The following is a 16533-nucleotide window of genomic DNA, read 5'->3' as shown; positions in this document are numbered from 1 at the left end:
CGAAAGCGGCGCACATAGCCTACTTGGAACACCTTTCCGCCGGCATGTGCGGCTTCCTGGATCTGAAGCGCTTCCTCAACCGTTCTGCACAGCGGCTTTTCCACCAGGACATGCTTGCCCGCTTTGGCGGCCGCAATGCTGATTTCAGCATGCTGGTTGTTCCATGTGCAGATGCTCACGGCATCGACATCAGGGTCAGCCAGCAGTTCATGATAGTCGGTATATGTTTTCTGAGCTCCGTATTTCTGGGCAGCGGCCTTGGCTCTTTCCCCGTTCAAATCGCAGATCGCGACGATCTCCGCCTCCGGGTTGTTTTGATACGAGTTTAAATGGGACTCCGAAATGGACCCTGCTCCGATTACAGCTACTCTTACTTTATCCATGCGTTTTCAACTCTCCTTTTGGTTCTCGCATTTGGCTTCCAAATGTAGATTGAACCCGTGCAGTCCTTCCTGCGCGTGAATGTCACCCATAAAAAGGCAAGCACGATCAGGCCATTAAGGTGTAAAAAAATTAGTTCAACCTATATATATTGAATTATAATAAGAACAGGCGGAACTGCCATGAAGAGCTATGCTAATAATTTATCTTATTGTGCGATTTTGAGGTGACTTGGATGGATAGACCCCTTGCTCTGCTGGAGCCGATGGATATGCCCGACCGTTTTTTTCCGATGAAGATCCATTATTGTACCGCCAAGGAATACGGGAAAACGCTGTTTACCCACCATTGGCACAATCATATGGAGTTTCTGTATTTTACCAAAGGCTCCGCGCTCATCGAGCTGAACTCGGTTCCTTATGAAGTTCAAGCGGGTGAGATGGTGGTCGTGAACAGCAACGACCTGCATTACGGGGTATGCCTGTCCGATGATTTGGTCTATTATGCGATGATCGTCGATATCAAGCTGCTGCAGAGCCAGACACCGGACGCTGTCGAAACGAAGTTTATTACGCCGATAACGCAGAACCAGATTATGTTCGCAAGCAAAATTTCCGGCGATCCGGAAATTACCGAGTGCGCCACGTCTCTAATCCGGGAAATGGACGAACGGGAACTCGGCTATGAGCTGTCGATCAAATCCTATCTGTACCGTCTGCTAGCCATACTGCTGCGCCGCTACGGCAAAGATACGCTTTCTCCGGAAGAGAGCCTGTACAGGCTGAAAAATTTGGAGCGGTTTACCCCTATTTTTCAATATATTGAGGAGCATTACCAAGAAGAACTGTCCGTCGATCTGCTGGCCGGGCTGGCCGGCCTCAGCCGTTTTCATTTCAGCCGCCTGTTCAAGGAGCTTACGGCTCGGACGGTAACCGAGTACGTCAACACGCTTAGAATCAACAAATCCGAATACCTGCTGCGCAACTCCAGAATGAACATTTCGGAGATTGCCCTGTCTTCCGGCTTCAAGGACATCTATTATTTCAGCCGGGCCTTCAAAAAATACAAGCATGTATCCCCCTCGGAGCTCCGAAAGAGCTTCAGCGTATAGAAAGCAATGGCTTCAAGAATGCTTCCTGTGTTCGGACAAAACAGGCAAAAGTGCGTCAAATCTGGGAATTTCGTCCGAAAAAATATCGACAAATAGGTCCGGCTAAGTGATAATAGACATGTTAAGCAGAATATATAAACATAAAGTGTTCTGCCAAATGCAGGAGGAGGAAATCACAGTTGGATCCACATTCACCAGACCCGTATCAACATTTTCAGCCGCAGCCGCCAATGACGCCGCCCAAGACGAATGGCAAAGCCATTGCCTCAATGGTGCTCGGCATCCTAAGCGTAATGATTTTGTACATAGGATTTATCCTGGGGATTCTGGCGATCATCTTTGCCGCCCTTTCTTTTAAGGAACTCAAACGGGGGTATGAACAAGGAAAAGGCATGGCGATTGCCGGGCTCGTGTGCGGTATTATCGGCGTGCTCCTATGGGGCCTGATTCTGCTCTTCGTCGTGCTCGCGGTCGCGTTCTTCGGATCGGATATCGACTCGTCCACTTTATATGACGTCATGTCTACCGTACCAAGAGTGAAAACGGCATAACTCCCGTCCAAACGGGTACACAAAAAGGAATGAGGCATCCCGTAGCCCATTCCTTTTTCTGTTTTATAAATTTCGTGCGTTTTCTGCGCTGTTTGGCGTTCCACGGACAGAGCGCTGCGTTCCTCGGCCGGCTGATTTATGTCAATCCCTTCGTCTCCGCGACCGCATTGGCGGACATGATCTTTAATTTGCGGATCATGTCATCGGTCTCCTCAGAGGTCAGGCCGCTCGAAATGATATCCGTCCACGCCTTCAGCTTCGACCTGATAAACTTCCGCTTCTCCAACCCTTTCTCGGTCAGGGTCACCAAATACGCCCGGCTGTCCTGAGGATCCCGAATCCGCTTAACATAACCGAGCGCCTCCAGCCTGCTGATAGCCCGTGCTGTCGCCGCTTTGTTGATAAACAGGTTGGCCGACAGCTTCTCCTGCGATACCCCGTCCTCGATATACAAGTTGACCAGGAAAATGTACTCCGACGAATTAATGTCATGCTCCTTCAATTCCCGGTTCAAATAGATTTGAAACTGGCGGTGCAGCACCGATATCCACCTGGAAACACTGCCTGTCTGCTCCAATACTCTTCACCTCGAAATAATTGTTTACTAATCAACTACATATGCTGAAGTATACCTTGATTTAACGGCTTGGTCAATGAAACCCGAAGCAATAAAAAAAGCCTGGAACTTCTGCAAGTTCCAGGCTCCAGCCTGTAGGGCCTATTCTGTGATGATGCCGTACACCAGTGTTGGCGCTTCGGCATGATCGGAGATTCGGATATTTTCGTAAATCTTACCGATGACGTCGTCCACGTTTTCGCGGTTCGCATGGATCGTGACGAGCGACTCACCCTTCTTCACGGAATCCCCGATCTTCTTGTTCAGCATCAGGCCGACGGCCAGATCGATCTCCGATTCCTTGGTCGCGCGGCCGGCGCCCAGCCACATGGCCGCCGTACCGATCTCGTCGGCGACGATCTCGGCGACTACGCCGTCTTCCTTCGCCGGTACTTCGATCTGGTATTTGGCCTGCGGGAGATTCTCCGGATGGTCGACGACATCCGGGTTGCCACCCTGGTTCTTGATGAACTCCTTGAATTTCTCCAGCGCTTTGCCGTTCTTGATGACTTCCTTCAGCTTCTCTTCGGCTTCTTCCAGGGAGCTGGCTTTGTTCGCCAGGAACACCATTTGGCGGCCCAGGGCAAGGCAGAGCTCTTCAAGATCCTTCGGTCCTTTGCCCTGCAGCGTATCAATGGCTTCCTTAACTTCCAGCGCATTGCCGATCGCGAGGCCGAGCGGCTGGCTCATGTCGGAGATCACGGCCATCGTTTTGCGGCCGACGTTGTTGCCGATGCTGACCATGGCGTGAGCCAGTTCCTTGGCATCGTCCACCGTTTTCATGAAAGCGCCGGCTCCCGTCTTAACGTCGAGCACGATGGCATCTGAGCCAGCGGCTATTTTTTTGCTCATGATCGAGGAAGCGATCAGCGGGATCGAGTTGACCGTGCCGGTCACGTCGCGCAGCGCGTACAGCTTCTTGTCGGCCGGCGTCAGGTTACCGGTCTGCCCGATGACGGCGATTTTGTCCTGGTTCACCAGACGAACGAATTCTTCGCGGTCGATCTCCACGTGGAAGCCTTCAATCGCCTCCAGCTTGTCGATCGTACCGCCGGTATGGCCCAGACCGCGGCCAGACATTTTGGCTACCGGAATGTCCAGCGCCGCCACGAGCGGTGCCAGCACCAGCGTCGTCGTATCGCCCACACCGCCAGTGGAGTGCTTGTCGACCTTGACGCCTTCGATGGCGGACAGGTCAATCGTATCGCCGGAATTCACCATAGCCATGGTGAGATCGGCGCGCTCGCGCTGCGTCATGTTCTGGAAAAATACAGCCATGGCCCACGCACTCATTTGGTAATCAGGGATATCCCCTTTGGTATATCCATCAATAATGAAATTAATCTCTTCCGTGGACAGCTCGCCGCCGTCCCGTTTCTTCTCAATCAAGTCAACCATTCTCATCGGATGTCTGCCTCGCTTTCTATGTGATTGTTAGTCTGTGAATGGGATGAAAGAATGCTGCGATTACAATCCGATCGCCGTTTCCAGAGCCACTTCCATCATGTCGTTAAACGTGGTTTGGCGCTCTTCGGCACTCGTTTCTTCACCTGTCAGGAGGTGGTCGCTAACGGTCAGCAGGGTCAATGCATTGACGCCAAACTTGGCTGCCAGCGTGTACAGGGCTGTCGTTTCCATCTCAACGGCCAGAACGCCGTGCTCCATCAGCTTCTCAACGATTGATTTATCGTCACGGTAGAAGATGTCGGAGCTGAATACGTTGCCCACATGCAGCTTCAAGCCTTTTTCAATCCCTTTATCGTACGCGGATTTCAGCAGGTTAAAGCTTGCGATCGGCGAAAAATCGTATCCTCCGAATTGGTGGCGGTTGGCGCCGGAATCGGTGCAGGAAGCCTGCGCAAGGATCACGTCACGCACATGTACATGCTCCTGCATGCTGCCGCAAGTGCCGACGCGCATCAAATTTTTGACGCCGTACTCGCGGATCAGTTCATTGACGTATATGCTGATCGACGGAATTCCCATGCCGGTTCCCTGCACGGAAATACGCTGCCCTTTGTACGTGCCTGTAAAACCGAGCATGCCTCTCACTTCGTTGTAGCATTGCACATCCTGCAAATACGTTTCCGCGATGAATTTGGCCCGCAGCGGATCCCCCGGTAAAAGGATCGTTTCTGCGATTTCTCCTGCCTTGGCTCCAATATGAGTGCTCATTTCTTTTCCTCCCCATAGGTCATGGATTCATGTATATTGTAAAATCGTGCTACTTCAAGTCTCCCAGGAAGCTGGTGCCGTATTTCGGCATCGGGACGCCAAAGTTCTCGGCCACGGTCGCACCAAGATCGGCAAACGTCTTCCGCAGCGGAAGCTCGCTGCCTCCATTGGCGAAGCGCGGTGAATACACCAGCAGCGGTACGTATTCACGCGTATGATCAGTGCCGCGGTATGTCGGATCGTTGCCGTGGTCCGCCGTGATGATCAGAAGGTCGTCATCCGTCATCTTGGCAAACATTTCCGGCAGGCGCGCATCGTACTCTTCCAAGGCTTGTCCATAACCCTGCGGGTCGCGGCGGTGGCCGTACAGCGCGTCAAAATCGACCAGGTTCACGAAGCTGAGTCCTGTAAAGTCCTCATCCATAATACCGATGATCTTGTCCATGCCGTCCATGTTGGACGTGGTGCGGATCGCCTTGGTCACGCCTTCCCCGTCATAGATATCGGAAATTTTACCGATCGCGATCACGTCGAAATTCGCATCCTTCAGCTCGTTCATCACGGTGCGGTCAAACGGCTTCAGCGCATAATCATGACGGTTGGCGGTACGCTTGAAGGATCCGGGCTGGCCCACGAACGGACGGGCAATAATCCGGCCCAGCATGTACGGATCGTCCAGCGTAATTTCCCGGCAAAATTCGCAAATTTCATAAAGTTCTTTCAACGGCACGATCTCTTCGTGAGCCGCGATTTGAAGCACGGAATCGGCTGAGGTGTAGATGATGAGCGCTCCCGTCTTCATATGCTCTTCCCCGAGCTCGTCGATAATTTCAGTGCCGCTCGCCGGCTTGTTGCCAATGACTTTGCGGCCTGTCTTCTCTTCGATACGCTGAATCAACTCGTCGGGAAAGCCATCAGGGAACACCCGGAACGGCGTATCGATGTACAGCCCCATGATCTCCCAGTGGCCGGTCATCGTGTCTTTCCCTGCGGATTTTTCCTGCATTTTTGTATAATACGCCAGCGGCTTGTCCGCTTTGGCAATCCCTTCGATTTCGCGGATATTGGACAGGCCGAGCTTGCCCATATTCGGCATGTTCAAGCCGCCGCGCTCACGGGCGATATGCCCGAAGGTATCGACGTCAAAATCGTCGAACTGGGCGGCATCCGGCGCTTCGCCGATCCCCACGGAGTCCATAACAATCAGGTGGATACGTTTAAAGTTTGGCATAAGTTTCTATCACTCCTTCATCCTTGAGTATACATGACGCAAGTCTTTTATAGAAACAGTCCTGCGATGATCGCGGACAAGACGCTGACCAGCGTCGCCCCGTACAGCAGCTTCAAGCCGAAACGCGCGACGACGTTACCCTGCTTCTCATGCAGGCCTTTGACCGCACCAGCGATAATGCCGATGGATGAGAAGTTCGCAAAGGAAACGAGGAACACGGATACGATGCCGGTCGTGCGTGCGGACAATGCGGTATGCTTGCCGAGTTCCAGCATGGCAACAAACTCGTTGGACACCATTTTGGTGGCCATAATGCTTCCCGCTTCCACCGCTTCCTTCCATGGAACGCCCATAACAAAGGCAAACGGTGCAAAGATGTAGCCCAGCAGTTCCTGGAACGAAATGCCGAAGATGCCGTCAAATATGCCATTGATCAGGGCGATCAGGGCGACGAATCCGATCAGCATCGCAGCAACCGTAATGGCGACTTTGAAGCCGTCCATAATGTATTCGCCCAGCATTTCGAAGAAGGACTGCTTCTCTTCTTCCTGAACGACAAGTTCATCTTCTTCCTTGGTCACCTTGTATGGGTTCAAAATCGAAGCGATGATAAACCCGCCGAACAGGTTCAGCACCAGTGCGGTGACCACGTATTTCGGATCGATCATCGTCATATAGGCGCCTACGATCGACATCGAAACGGTGGACATGGCCGAGGCACAGAGCGTATACAGCCGGTGCTTCGGCAGCAGGCCGATCTGCTTTTTCACGGAAATGAACACTTCGGATTGGCCCAGGATCGCGGAAGCGACCGCGTTATACGATTCCAGCTTGCCCATCCCGTTCACCTTGCTCAGCACGAGGCCGATGTACCGGATAATAAACGGCAGGATGCGAAAATACTGCAGAATGCCGATCAGTGCCGATATGAAAATGATCGGCAGCAGCACGCCGAGGAAGAACGGTGCCTGTCCTTCGTTGGCGATACCGCCGAACACGAAGTTGACCCCTTCTCCGGCATAGACCAGCAGCTTTTCAAAAATACCGGAAAAGCCTTTGATCAGCACGGTGCCAAGGACGGTGTTGAGCAGAACGTACCCCAGAATAATCTGGAGAATGATCATGATCACCAGCGGGCGATAGCGGATCTTCCGCTTGTCGTTGCTGGCCACGAAGGACAGGGCAAAAACAACAAGTAACCCTAGTACCGCAATCAAATATTTCATAGCTGTCTCCCCAGTTGAAATTTTTTATGAAACCAAATCTATTAAGCGCTTACAGACTTGATATTAATAGAAACGGAAGCTTCCCGCCCGGTTTGCCATATTCCGATGTGAACCGCTTCCGTTCATTTCATGCATACTTTACTTCAGCGCGAGACTCTTCTCTTCCTTATTACTTATTAATAGGATGCCGAGGATTGGCCGCCCTCCATAATCTTAACGCCGGAGCTAGCACCGATACGGCTTGCGCCCGCTTCGATCATTTTGTTCATGTCCTCGAGACTGCGTACACCGCCGGATGCTTTGACGCCGATATTCGGACCTACCGTTTGGCGCATCAAGCGAATGTCTTCCGGAGTAGCACCGCCTGTGGAGAAGCCCGTCGAAGTTTTTACGAAATCGGCTCCCGCCTTAACCGCCAAGCGGCTTGCGCGTTCCTTCTCTTCGTCCGTCAGCAGGCAGGTTTCAATAATGACTTTGACCAGAGCCTTGCCGGCAGCCGCATCTACCACCGCCTTGATGTCGGCTTCCACGAGATCGTCCTCGCCGTCCTTGAGCGCGCCGATATTGATGACCATGTCGACTTCCGTTGCGCCACCAGCGATCGCGTCCTTCGCTTCAAATGCTTTGACGGCCGAAGTTGTGGCTCCCAGAGGAAAACCGATAACCGTACAAACCTTCACTTTAGAATCCTTCAGCTGTTCTGCAGCGAATTTGACCCAGGTCGGATTTACGCACACCGATGCGAATTCATACTTCTTCGCCTCGTCAATCAGCTTGCTGATCTCGGCCTGGGTGGCATCTGCCTTAAGCAGGGTATGATCGATCATTCCCGCCAAATTTGTCATTCTGATCCACTCCTTGATTCATGTTGGGTTATTCTTTTATTTATCCAATTCCCTGGAATTGAAAAGCTTTTCTTTCAAGCTGCACGACTATCATAACACCGGCCTGAACATATGTAAATAGATCGTGAAATTATGTTCACAAAATCGTTCTGCCCACTCCCGTAATGTGCGCAAAAAAAATCCGCCCTATGTAATCCGGACGGAAATCAAAAAAAGCAATCGATATGAAATGAATGATTTTCTAAGAGATCAGAGCCTGTGCTGTAAACTGATCCGTGATCAAAATGTTCGCGTAATTCCCCGCGAGGGCCGCTTGAATGGCCTCCACCTTGCGTTCTCCACCGGCAACCAGAATGGACTTTTCCTTCTTTTGAAGCTCGTGAAGGTCGATTCCGACTGTCCGGTTATTGATCTCTTCGCTGCAGATCTGGCCCGTTTCATCAAAAAAACGTGAACAGATGTCTCCGGCACCGGACTTCTTCAGCAGCTCCTGCTCCTGCTCGTTAAAATATCCCAGCCGGAAAAGCAGCGCGTCTTCCTTCACCGTACCGACCGTGAACACAGCAATGTTCGCCTGTTTGCCAAGCTCGATGATCCGGCTGATATGCCGGTCTTCCTCCACGATCCGCTTCAGCTCGATGTTGTCGAAGATGACCGGCAGCGGCAGGTATCTCGCAACCGTCTGGAACGCCTCCGCAAACAGGTTCACCGTCTCCGCCGCATAGGTGTTGACGTGGGAATGGCTGACACCGCCCTTCAGCTGCACGACCTCGACGCCTTTTACCTGCTTGGGCGCAAGCTGAAGCGCGACAGCATGCATTGTGGTCCCCCAAGTGACCCCGATAATATCTTTGTCCTGGACGATCTCGTGGAGGAACTCGGCTGCCTTTTTACTGATATGCTTCTTGATTTCCTCGTACTGATTTAACGGGGAATAACAGACCTGTACTGTATCCAAGCCGTATTTGCGCTTCAGCTTCCGGCCCAGTACGTTTAAATCTTCGCCAGGGTCGACAATTTCGATCCGCACGTATCCTTGTTCCTTGGCATGCTGAAGCAGTCTCGATACCGTCGGCCTGGAAACGCCCAGCCGCTCGGCGATATCCTGCTGGCTGTAATCGGACTGGTAATACAGTCTGGCTGCCTCAATTGCTAATCTTTGTCTTTCAATGTCCATCGTCCTCAGCTCACTTGTCCCGCTCTCGCATGATTTGGCTTGCACTGATCCTATTATACCTCTTGTTCCCGAAAGCCCAAACCCTTTTGTCGATTGAACGGTTTTTCTGGTATCCATTTTTAACCCTAAGGTTTATTTAAGCCGCTTAACATGCTATAATTCAGTTCGCATTAGTAACGCGCAATGTCACAGTTTATTTTGGGATTCACTTCCCGTTTACATACTCTTGAAACGACAGGAGCTGGTTTGGCATGGCCCTACTTTGTTTAGAAAGCGAGTGTACCATGAACACATACTCCCCTTATTATACATTTGACCGGAAGGACTGGAAGGCGGCACAAGAGGACTCGAAGCTTCCGCTGACAGAAGAGGAATTTGAACGCCTCAAAGGCTTGAACGAGAAAATTTCGCTGCGGGAAGTGCGCGACATTTATCTTCCGCTGACCCGCCTCATTCATTTGTATGTAAGTGCTTTCCAGCAGCTTCAAGAAAAGATGAACACATTCACCGGCATCCGAGCACCCAAATCGCCTTATATTATCGGGATCGCCGGCAGCGTAGCCGTAGGCAAAAGCACGACCGCACGCCTGCTGCAAACGCTGCTGTCCAGATGGCAGGAGCATCCGCGCGTAGATCTGGTCACGACGGACGGCTTCCTGTACCCGAACCGCGTTCTTGAGGAAAAAGGCATCATGAACAAAAAGGGATTTCCGGAGAGCTATGACATCAAGAAGCTGATGCAGTTTATCAGCAGCGTCAAATCCGGACAGCCTGCACTGAAGGCCCCGGTCTATTCGCACCTGGCCTATGATATTCTGGCGGACGAGGAGCAGCTGATCGACCAGCCGGATATCCTCATACTGGAAGGGATTAACGTCCTTCAGGTCAATACGGAAGCGCCGGTCTTTATCAGCGACTTCTTTGATTTCTCGATCTACATCGACGCCGAAGAGCAGGATATCCGCAGCTGGTATATCGAGCGTTACCAACTGCTCCGCGATACCGCCTTCCAAGATCCAAGGTCCTACTTTCACAAATTTGCCAGTCTCTCCGAAGAGGAAGCCGTGCAGAACGCGTCGGAAATCTGGAGAACGATCAATCTGAAAAATTTAATGGAGAACATTCTGCCTACGAAGGCGCGTGCCAAGCTGATCTTAAAAAAAGGGCCGGATCATCAGATCCAGCAGCTATTACTCCGTAAATAACCAGCGGCGAAGCTGATGCGGCAGCCACCAATTGACATGCCCCATCAGCTTCATTAACGCTGGAACGAGCATAAAGCGGATCAGGGTCGCATCGATCAGGATCGCCGCAGCGATACCGAACCCAAGCTGTCTGACTCCTTCCACGTCCCCTGCGATAAACGGCAAAGTGACAGCGATCATGATGGCTGCCGCTGAGGTGATCACTTTCCCCGTGGAAGAGAGTCCCGCAGCTATTGCCTTATCCGCATTTCCTGTGCGATGATACACCTCGGTCATTCGGGACAGCAGGAAAACGCCGTAATCCATACTAACCCCGAACACCAATCCAAAGATAAATACCGGGATCATGACAGCGATGCTGCCTGATCCGCCCCCCAGCATCCCATCTTGAAAAAAGTACACCAGCACCCCGAACGACGCCGTAAGGCTGAGCAGGTTCATCAGCAGTGCTTTGACCGGTATGATGATCGAACGAAAACCCCCCTCATGCTCCAGCGGTGAAATGACGGTCAGGCTGCCGTCCACCCGCCGGAGATGTTCCAATACCGTCCGGATTCCCGATTCAAACGAAGCGCGGGAGGCTCCGGGCTCCCGTTCGAAGACGACAACGGCCGGTTCATGGGGGAGTTGGTAATCTTCCGAAAGGATCCGCTCGACCTGTGCGGAAGTCCCCTCCGTACGCAGCCCGTGATCCTTCAGGATGGAAGGCAGTGATATCGCTGCCGAACCGCACAGGACGAGCAGCGCAGTCCAGCATGCCAGCACCCACGCAGGATAGCGGAGAGCAAGTCCGGTTATGAAACGGTAAATCACCCGATTCCCTCCTCCTGTCGGCATGCGGTCTGCAGTCTAACTAAGACATCGTGTTCTTCAGCCGCGTCGCTTTGACCAATGAATCAGCGACCGGTGGGAACAGCCGGGCAAAGCCTGACAGAATCCTGCCGGCAGAGGGCCGGCCGCTGATCGCCTGCAAATAGCGCCCTTTTCGCAAAATACCGCTGAACTCACGGTGTACCGCCTCGGTATACAGCCGCTCCCAGTCCTGCATGCTAAGCTTGCCCCGCAAATAGCGGTCGGCAAACGAGGCGCACAGAATGCCGGAACGCAGGGCGGCGCTCATCCCGTCTCCGAAGAGCGGCGGAATCATGGCGCAGGCATCTCCGGCATGCGGAATCATCCGCCAGGGCTGAGGCCGGCGGGACAAATATACCGGCGCGGTCGAGATCATCGTCCCGTCGGTCGGCGTTCCTTCCGCCAAACGGCGGGCAAGCAGGGGATTGCCGCTTGCCGCAAAATCCAGCAGCTCCTTCATCTTCACTCCCGCGCCTTTCAACCGGTCCCGCCGCAGAAGCGCGGCTACATTATATGTGCCCGCTTCCACAGGGGCGATCCCGATGTAGCCTCCGGGAACCAGATAAAGTTCCACGGCTTCCGTCCCTGCGAGCCCCGTCATATGCGTTTTAATCCCGATGTAGGCATGCCCGTCCTGCCCCATTTCTTCATAATCGATCAAATCCGGCCGGCGGTGACAGCCCCAGGCGGCAATCACCGTTCTCGCCTCCAGCGTATCGCTGAGTCCGCCGGTCCGGGTTCCGACGATATATCCGTCTCCATCCTCACGGGCATGAATGCTTGTGACCGTCGTCGCGTCCCGTATTTCCACACCCGCCTCCCGTGCAGCCCGGTGCAGGCCGGCATCCAGCGTATACCGGCTGATGCCCCAGCCTGTACCGGGGAGCGCTGCTTCCAGCACCTGTCCATGCCTCAGCACCAGGCGGGCCCGGTGAATCGGATTCGGCTCCATTCGCTCGACAGCCTCCGCTACACCAAGGCTGGCCAGCGTCTCCCTCGCCTCCGGAGACAGAAATTCCCCGCATGGCTTATGACGGGGAAAATACTGACGGTCTATAAGCACGGTCTTCCACCCTTGAGCGGACAGCCGGATAGCTAAACTGCAGCCGGCAAGGCCAGCTCCGATTATGACCGCGTCCTGCATGGGAATCATCTCCTTTCGCTGTTTTATAGAGATTGTTCAAAAAGTCCGCTTTTGATAAGAAAACCAATCGAGGCCAATCAAGGATGAGTGACCGCGATTAAAATGTAGGTTTCATTTATATTTTTCCCGTTTTATGAACAACAGCCACATAACGGAATAACGGCTTCCAGCTGTACAGCAAGTCCGCTTGCCCCTCCTGCTCCTGCAGCCGCTGTCTCAACCTGATCCAATCGGAAGACTTGAAACCCTTCGCTACCGACAGGGGCCCATCATGCCGTATATAACGGTTGTATCGCTGATCACGACGCCCAGACGGGATGCCTTCAGCATCTGCCCCACCACTTCGGGAAGCCGGACGTCGTCAAAGTGGTGAAGGAACTGCGAGGACATGACGATATCGGCGCTGCCTTCCGGAAGGTCAAACAAATCGCAGCGTCTGACCGTAATATTCGATACTCCCTGGTACAGGTTTCTGGCCTCCTCGCAGGCTTCTTCCGTAATGTCCACTAATGTAATCCGGACATCGACCCCGTTTCGGGCAGCCCAGCGCAGAATGCGGCGGTTCACATCTCCCGAGCCGGCGCCAATATCCAGCACCGATACCCTGTCCGGTCGGCCGAATTGACGCCACAACCGCTTGAACCCGTATAAGGATGGAGACGAAGCACCAAAGATCCGGTTCAGTCGTCGCAAATGGCGCAGCGCTTCCAGCAGCTCGTCGCCGCCCGTGCTGAAGTCGTCCATGTATTCCTCTTCCACGGCCCGCCGGTTTAACCGCTTAAAGGCCGGCATACTCATAACTTGACTCCCGTTTCGTAACGAATGAAGGAACATACGTAAATCGAAGGAGTTCTGCAGTCAAGCCCGGGCCAAACGCGAGGGCCACTCCGGACCGTTCACCCTCGCCTTGTTCCCTCAAACGCTCTCTCATCCCTTTTAATACGAACAGCAGCGTCGCAGAGGATAAATTCCCGAAGTCCCGCAGCACGTTCCTACTGAATTCGGTCTGGCTGTCCTCCAGCCCAAATAAATCCTGGACGGCATCTACGATGCCCCGTCCGCCCGGATGAATCGCCCATAGCGGCGGAAGTGCTCCTCCGTCCAGCAGCCGGTCCACTTCATCCCGCAGGAACGTTCTGAGCAGCTTGGGGATATTGGGGGAGAGGTATAAATCAAAACCGGTGTTCCCGACCTCCCAAATCATTTCGTCTGCAGAATCCGGAAGGAGCACAGAGTGTCCTCCGCCGAGTTGGAACCCTCCCTGTTGGTCGGCTTCACCGGAGCTGACGATACATGCCGAAGCCCCGTCCCCAAAAAATGAAGCGCCGAACAAGGCTTCACGGGATCCCGAAGGCTGCAAATGGATCGTGCACAGTTCGACGCAAACGATGAGCACCGTTGCTGCCGGGCTCGCCGACACGATTTGCTGTGCTAACTGAATCGCCCTCAAACCGGCGGCGCAACCTTGAAAGGTCAGCGGGATCCGCTGAATCCGCGCAGACAATCCAAGCCGGCGAATCAAGACGGTGTCTAATCCGGGAAGAAATTGACCGGTACAGCTTACCGTCAGAATGTGAGTGATTCCGGAAGCCTCCACGCCTGCATCACGCATAGCTTCTTCCGCCGCCTTCTCCGCCAAAGGAACCGATTCTCTCCGGTACACCTCCATCCGCTTGGAGGTCGAAGGGGCAGCCTGCTGCTTGTCCGTGGATAGATACGTGCACTGATCGGCAGGTTTGAGGAAATCCTCCTCACAGGTGTACCTGACCTGGACTCCGCATTGCTTAAATATTCTTTTCGCCCACCTTAGCGCGTGGGGCTCTTCCCTTAACGAAGCTTCGATTTTGGCAAATACGTCATCCTGGCAAAGGCGGTGAGGCGGAAGCGCCGTACCGATGCCCTGAATCAATGCCCTGCCTGCACCATGTTCACTGACGATCGTCAAAAGATCACCTCCATTCATTCATTTACGTCCCATTTACGCACATAAGCCTTAGAACAAGTATATTCACCGTAATAACGCATATGCTCCGTAAGGACAAATACCTGTTTGCCTGCTTTAGGTGGTATAAACCGGAAGGATCGCTTTGTTCAGAAATCTCCAGCTTAAAAGGGAAAACACCCTCCTGCTACTGATGCTTACCCGATTCCGGTCAGCGGAAAACGTGTGCACCAAAATAACGGCATACACAAAAAGCAGGCATGGGGCTCATCCCCAATGCCTGCTTTCTACATTTTTATTGGCAATCATTCATTTTTACAGCGCTTTGTCGTCCACGCTGTTCAACCAGTTCTCAATGACGCCGATCACCGAAGCGACGGTGCCGTCTTTAAACGGCGACTGCAGTCCGGCAAGCTCCACAAGTCCGGTAAAGGACGGGATCCTCCCGCCTGGCACAGTCTCAGGTAATCCGCCCAAGCCGCTTCGCGGTCCTCGTTCATCTTCTTCCAGAACTGGAACGCGCAAATTTGCGCCAGCGTATAATCGATGTAATAGAACGGCGCCTGGAAGATATGCCCCTGTTTGTGCCAGAAGCCGCCCCGTTCCAGGTATTCGTTATCCGGGTACTGCCGGTGCGGCAAATACTTCTTCTCGATTTCGCGCCAAGCGCGTTTGCGTTCCTCCGGTGTCGCCTCCGGATTCTCATACACGAAGTGCTGGAATTCGTCGACGGATACGCCGTACGGAATGAAGAGAAGCGCACTAGACAGATGGTCAAAATGGTATTTCTCCGTGTCTTCCTTAAAGAAGTTATCCATCCAAGGCCACGTGAAGAACTCCATGCTCATGGAATGGATTTCGGCCGATTCATACGTAGGCCACAGGTATTCCGGCACCTGATAATGACGGCTGGAATAGACCTGGAAGGCGTGGCCGGCTTCGTGCGTGAGAACGTCAATATCTCCGGAAGTGCCGTTGAAATTGGAGAAAATGAACGGCGATTCGTATTTGCTGATAAACGTGCAGTATCCGCCGCTTTGCTTGCCCTTTTTGCTGACGAGATCCATCAGCTCCCGGTCTACCATGAATTTGAAAAATTCGTCGGTTTCCGGAGACAGCTCCGCGTACATCTTCTTCCCTTGCTCCAGAATCCAGTCCGCATCCCCTTTTGGCGTCGCGTTCCCAGTCTTGAAGCTGAAATTGTCGTCATAGATGTCGTCATAGATCCGCAGGGAAGTCGACACCGATCCGCTCGCGTTGGCGTTCCTTCAGCTTCTGGGCTACGGGTACGATGTGTTCCAGCACTTGCTTCCGGAAGTTGGCCACCATGTCGGCGTCATAGTCCGTACGGTTCATGCGGATGTAGGCAAGCTCAACGTAATTTTTATAACCGAGCTTTTGAGCCATGCGCGTCCGGGTTTTCACGAGTTCATCGTAGATCCGATCAAAATCTTGCTCATGCTCCGCCATGAAGGAATATCTCGCTTCCGACGCTCTCCGGCGCAGATCGCGGTCCGGCGACAGCTCAAACGGCAGCAGCTGGGACAGTGTCCGCTCCTCACCTTCGAACGGAATCTTCGCAGAGGCGATGAGCTGACTGTACTCTGTGGCCAGCTTGTTATTGAGCTGCATATCCTCGATGATATCCGGATGGAAGGACTTAAGCGCCAGCTCGGCAAGCTTGAACAGTTGCGTTCCACACTTGGCTTCGAGTTCACTTCTGAATTTGGACTCTACAAGCGCTTTATAATAATCGGTTATGTATTCTTGATAGACCGGACTTGCTTCATCGATGTATTCTTGTTCGGCCTTGTAAAATTCATCGTTCGTATCGATGGAATGGCGAATGACGGCAATCTCTGCCATGCTTTCGAATTCGCTGCGCAGCTTATTGATATCGGACATGGCCTTGTCCTGCTCTTCAAAGGAAGCCGCCTGCTCGAACTGCTGGATCAGTTGTTTAAACCGTTGTTCAATTTCTTTCACGTCTGGCCGCTTGTATTCGTACTCGCTGAACTTCATGCATCACGCATCCCTTCTTGATTGGCTTTCGTTACCATTATACTAGAGAATCAGG

The 16533-nt window shown here is 53.0% G+C and carries 15 protein-coding genes and 1 pseudogene; 3 read left to right on the top strand and 13 right to left on the bottom strand.

The genetic code is table 11. The annotated features are described in order from the left end of the window. Positions 1-383 (bottom strand): Gfo/Idh/MocA family protein (locus CPT76_RS07045; RefSeq protein ID WP_146116178.1); only part of this gene is annotated, 383 nt, incomplete at its 3' end. A gap of 233 nt (positions 384-616) precedes the next feature. Between CPT76_RS07045 and CPT76_RS07040 the strand changes: the two genes are divergently transcribed. After that, positions 617-1492: an AraC family transcriptional regulator gene (locus CPT76_RS07040; protein ID WP_076171697.1), complete on the top strand. Its 876-nt coding sequence runs from the start codon at positions 617-619 to the stop codon at positions 1490-1492. 230 nt (positions 1493-1722) lie between these two features. Further along, a complete protein-coding gene (locus CPT76_RS07035) occupies positions 1723-2043 on the top strand; it encodes a DUF4190 domain-containing protein (RefSeq protein WP_076171824.1) in 321 nt (106 codons plus the stop codon). Between the two features lie 136 nt (positions 2044-2179). On the opposite strand, the gene CPT76_RS07030 is transcribed toward CPT76_RS07035, so the two are convergent. The 7 genes from CPT76_RS07030 to CPT76_RS07000 all read right to left on the bottom strand — a co-directional run bounded on the left by CPT76_RS07030 (position 2180) and on the right by CPT76_RS07000 (position 9313). Next, positions 2180-2584: a MarR family winged helix-turn-helix transcriptional regulator gene (locus CPT76_RS07030; RefSeq protein ID WP_258168162.1), complete on the bottom strand. Its 405-nt coding sequence runs from the start codon at positions 2582-2584 to the stop codon at positions 2180-2182. 177 nt (positions 2585-2761) lie between these two features. Continuing rightward, positions 2762-4063, bottom strand: a complete 1302-nt coding sequence (locus CPT76_RS07025) for a pyrimidine-nucleoside phosphorylase (RefSeq protein WP_089547764.1) — start codon at positions 4061-4063, stop codon at positions 2762-2764. Between the two features lie 63 nt (positions 4064-4126). Then, the gene (gene deoD, locus CPT76_RS07020; RefSeq protein ID WP_076171689.1) at positions 4127-4834 is read right to left on the bottom strand and encodes a purine-nucleoside phosphorylase; all 708 of its coding nucleotides are present in this window, start codon (positions 4832-4834) and stop codon (positions 4127-4129) included. Positions 4835-4883: 49 nt separating this feature from the next. Next, on the bottom strand, positions 4884-6065 hold the full coding sequence (gene deoB, locus CPT76_RS07015) for a phosphopentomutase (protein WP_105442368.1): 1182 nt from the start codon (positions 6063-6065) through the stop codon (positions 4884-4886). A 47-nt stretch (positions 6066-6112) separates the two neighbouring features. Beyond that, a complete protein-coding gene (locus tag CPT76_RS07010) occupies positions 6113-7291 on the bottom strand; it encodes a NupC/NupG family nucleoside CNT transporter (protein WP_105442367.1) in 1179 nt (392 codons plus the stop codon). Positions 7292-7467: 176 nt separating this feature from the next. Beyond that, positions 7468-8136: a deoxyribose-phosphate aldolase gene (gene deoC, locus CPT76_RS07005; RefSeq protein ID WP_105442366.1), complete on the bottom strand. Its 669-nt coding sequence runs from the start codon at positions 8134-8136 to the stop codon at positions 7468-7470. Between the two features lie 241 nt (positions 8137-8377). Further along, positions 8378-9313, bottom strand: coding sequence for a DNA-binding transcriptional repressor DeoR (locus tag CPT76_RS07000; protein ID WP_076171822.1), 936 nt, complete (start codon positions 9311-9313; stop codon positions 8378-8380). A 284-nt stretch (positions 9314-9597) separates the two neighbouring features. Here CPT76_RS07000 and coaA point away from each other — a divergent pair, with 284 nt between their 5' ends. Beyond that, positions 9598-10518: a type I pantothenate kinase gene (gene coaA, locus CPT76_RS06995; protein WP_105442365.1), complete on the top strand. Its 921-nt coding sequence runs from the start codon at positions 9598-9600 to the stop codon at positions 10516-10518. Here the strand turns inward: coaA and CPT76_RS06990 are convergent. The 5 genes and pseudogenes from CPT76_RS06990 to CPT76_RS06970 all read right to left on the bottom strand — a co-directional run bounded on the left by CPT76_RS06990 (position 10504) and on the right by CPT76_RS06970 (position 16478). Then, positions 10504-11331 carry an MMPL family transporter gene (locus tag CPT76_RS06990; RefSeq protein ID WP_258168161.1) on the bottom strand — a complete coding sequence of 276 codons (828 nt, stop codon included), beginning with the start codon at positions 11329-11331 and terminating at the stop codon, positions 10504-10506. The genes coaA and CPT76_RS06990 overlap by 15 nt on opposite strands. A 40-nt stretch (positions 11332-11371) precedes the next feature. Next, positions 11372-12514, bottom strand: a complete 1143-nt coding sequence (locus CPT76_RS06985; protein WP_181152718.1) for an NAD(P)/FAD-dependent oxidoreductase — start codon at positions 12512-12514, stop codon at positions 11372-11374. A 252-nt stretch (positions 12515-12766) separates the two neighbouring features. Further along, a complete protein-coding gene (locus CPT76_RS06980) occupies positions 12767-13312 on the bottom strand; it encodes a methyltransferase domain-containing protein (protein WP_374954614.1) in 546 nt (181 codons plus the stop codon). Continuing rightward, a complete protein-coding gene (locus CPT76_RS06975) occupies positions 13293-14453 on the bottom strand; it encodes a type III polyketide synthase (RefSeq protein ID WP_374954621.1) in 1161 nt (386 codons plus the stop codon). Before CPT76_RS06975 ends, CPT76_RS06980 begins: the two co-directional genes overlap by 20 nt. Positions 14454-14771: 318 nt before the next feature. Next, positions 14772-16478 (bottom strand): annotated as a pseudogene (locus CPT76_RS06970) (M3 family oligoendopeptidase). Positions 16479-16533: the final 55 nt, after the last annotated feature.

Source organism: Paenibacillus sp. AR247 (genome assembly GCF_002968895.1).
In the GTDB taxonomy this organism is placed as follows: domain Bacteria; phylum Bacillota; class Bacilli; order Paenibacillales; family Paenibacillaceae; genus Paenibacillus_AQ; species Paenibacillus_AQ favisporus.
Note: the sequence above shows the minus strand (reverse complement) of the source record. Positions and strands in the feature narration are given on the sequence as shown.

What these genes read in the sequence shown, in the direction of transcription:
- CPT76_RS07040 (WP_076171697.1), top strand. Translation starts at nt 617, where the DNA reads ATGGATAGACCCCTTGCTCTGCTGGAGCCGATGGATATGCCCGACCGT.
- CPT76_RS07035 (WP_076171824.1), top strand. Translation starts at nt 1,723, where the DNA reads ATGACGCCGCCCAAGACGAATGGCAAAGCCATTGCCTCAATGGTGCTC.
- CPT76_RS07025 (WP_089547764.1), bottom strand. Translation starts at nt 4,063, where the DNA reads ATGAGAATGGTTGACTTGATTGAGAAGAAACGGGACGGCGGCGAGCTG.
- deoD (WP_076171689.1), bottom strand. Translation starts at nt 4,834, where the DNA reads ATGAGCACTCATATTGGAGCCAAGGCAGGAGAAATCGCAGAAACGATC.
- deoB (WP_105442368.1), bottom strand. Translation starts at nt 6,065, where the DNA reads ATGCCAAACTTTAAACGTATCCACCTGATTGTTATGGACTCCGTGGGG.
- CPT76_RS07010 (WP_105442367.1), bottom strand. Translation starts at nt 7,291, where the DNA reads ATGAAATATTTGATTGCGGTACTAGGGTTACTTGTTGTTTTTGCCCTG.
- deoC (WP_105442366.1), bottom strand. Translation starts at nt 8,136, where the DNA reads ATGACAAATTTGGCGGGAATGATCGATCATACCCTGCTTAAGGCAGAT.
- CPT76_RS07000 (WP_076171822.1), bottom strand. Translation starts at nt 9,313, where the DNA reads ATGGACATTGAAAGACAAAGATTAGCAATTGAGGCAGCCAGACTGTAT.
- coaA (WP_105442365.1), top strand. Translation starts at nt 9,598, where the DNA reads ATGAACACATACTCCCCTTATTATACATTTGACCGGAAGGACTGGAAG.
- CPT76_RS06985 (WP_181152718.1), bottom strand. Translation starts at nt 12,514, where the DNA reads ATGCAGGACGCGGTCATAATCGGAGCTGGCCTTGCCGGCTGCAGTTTA.
- CPT76_RS06980 (WP_374954614.1), bottom strand. Translation starts at nt 13,312, where the DNA reads ATGAGTATGCCGGCCTTTAAGCGGTTAAACCGGCGGGCCGTGGAAGAG.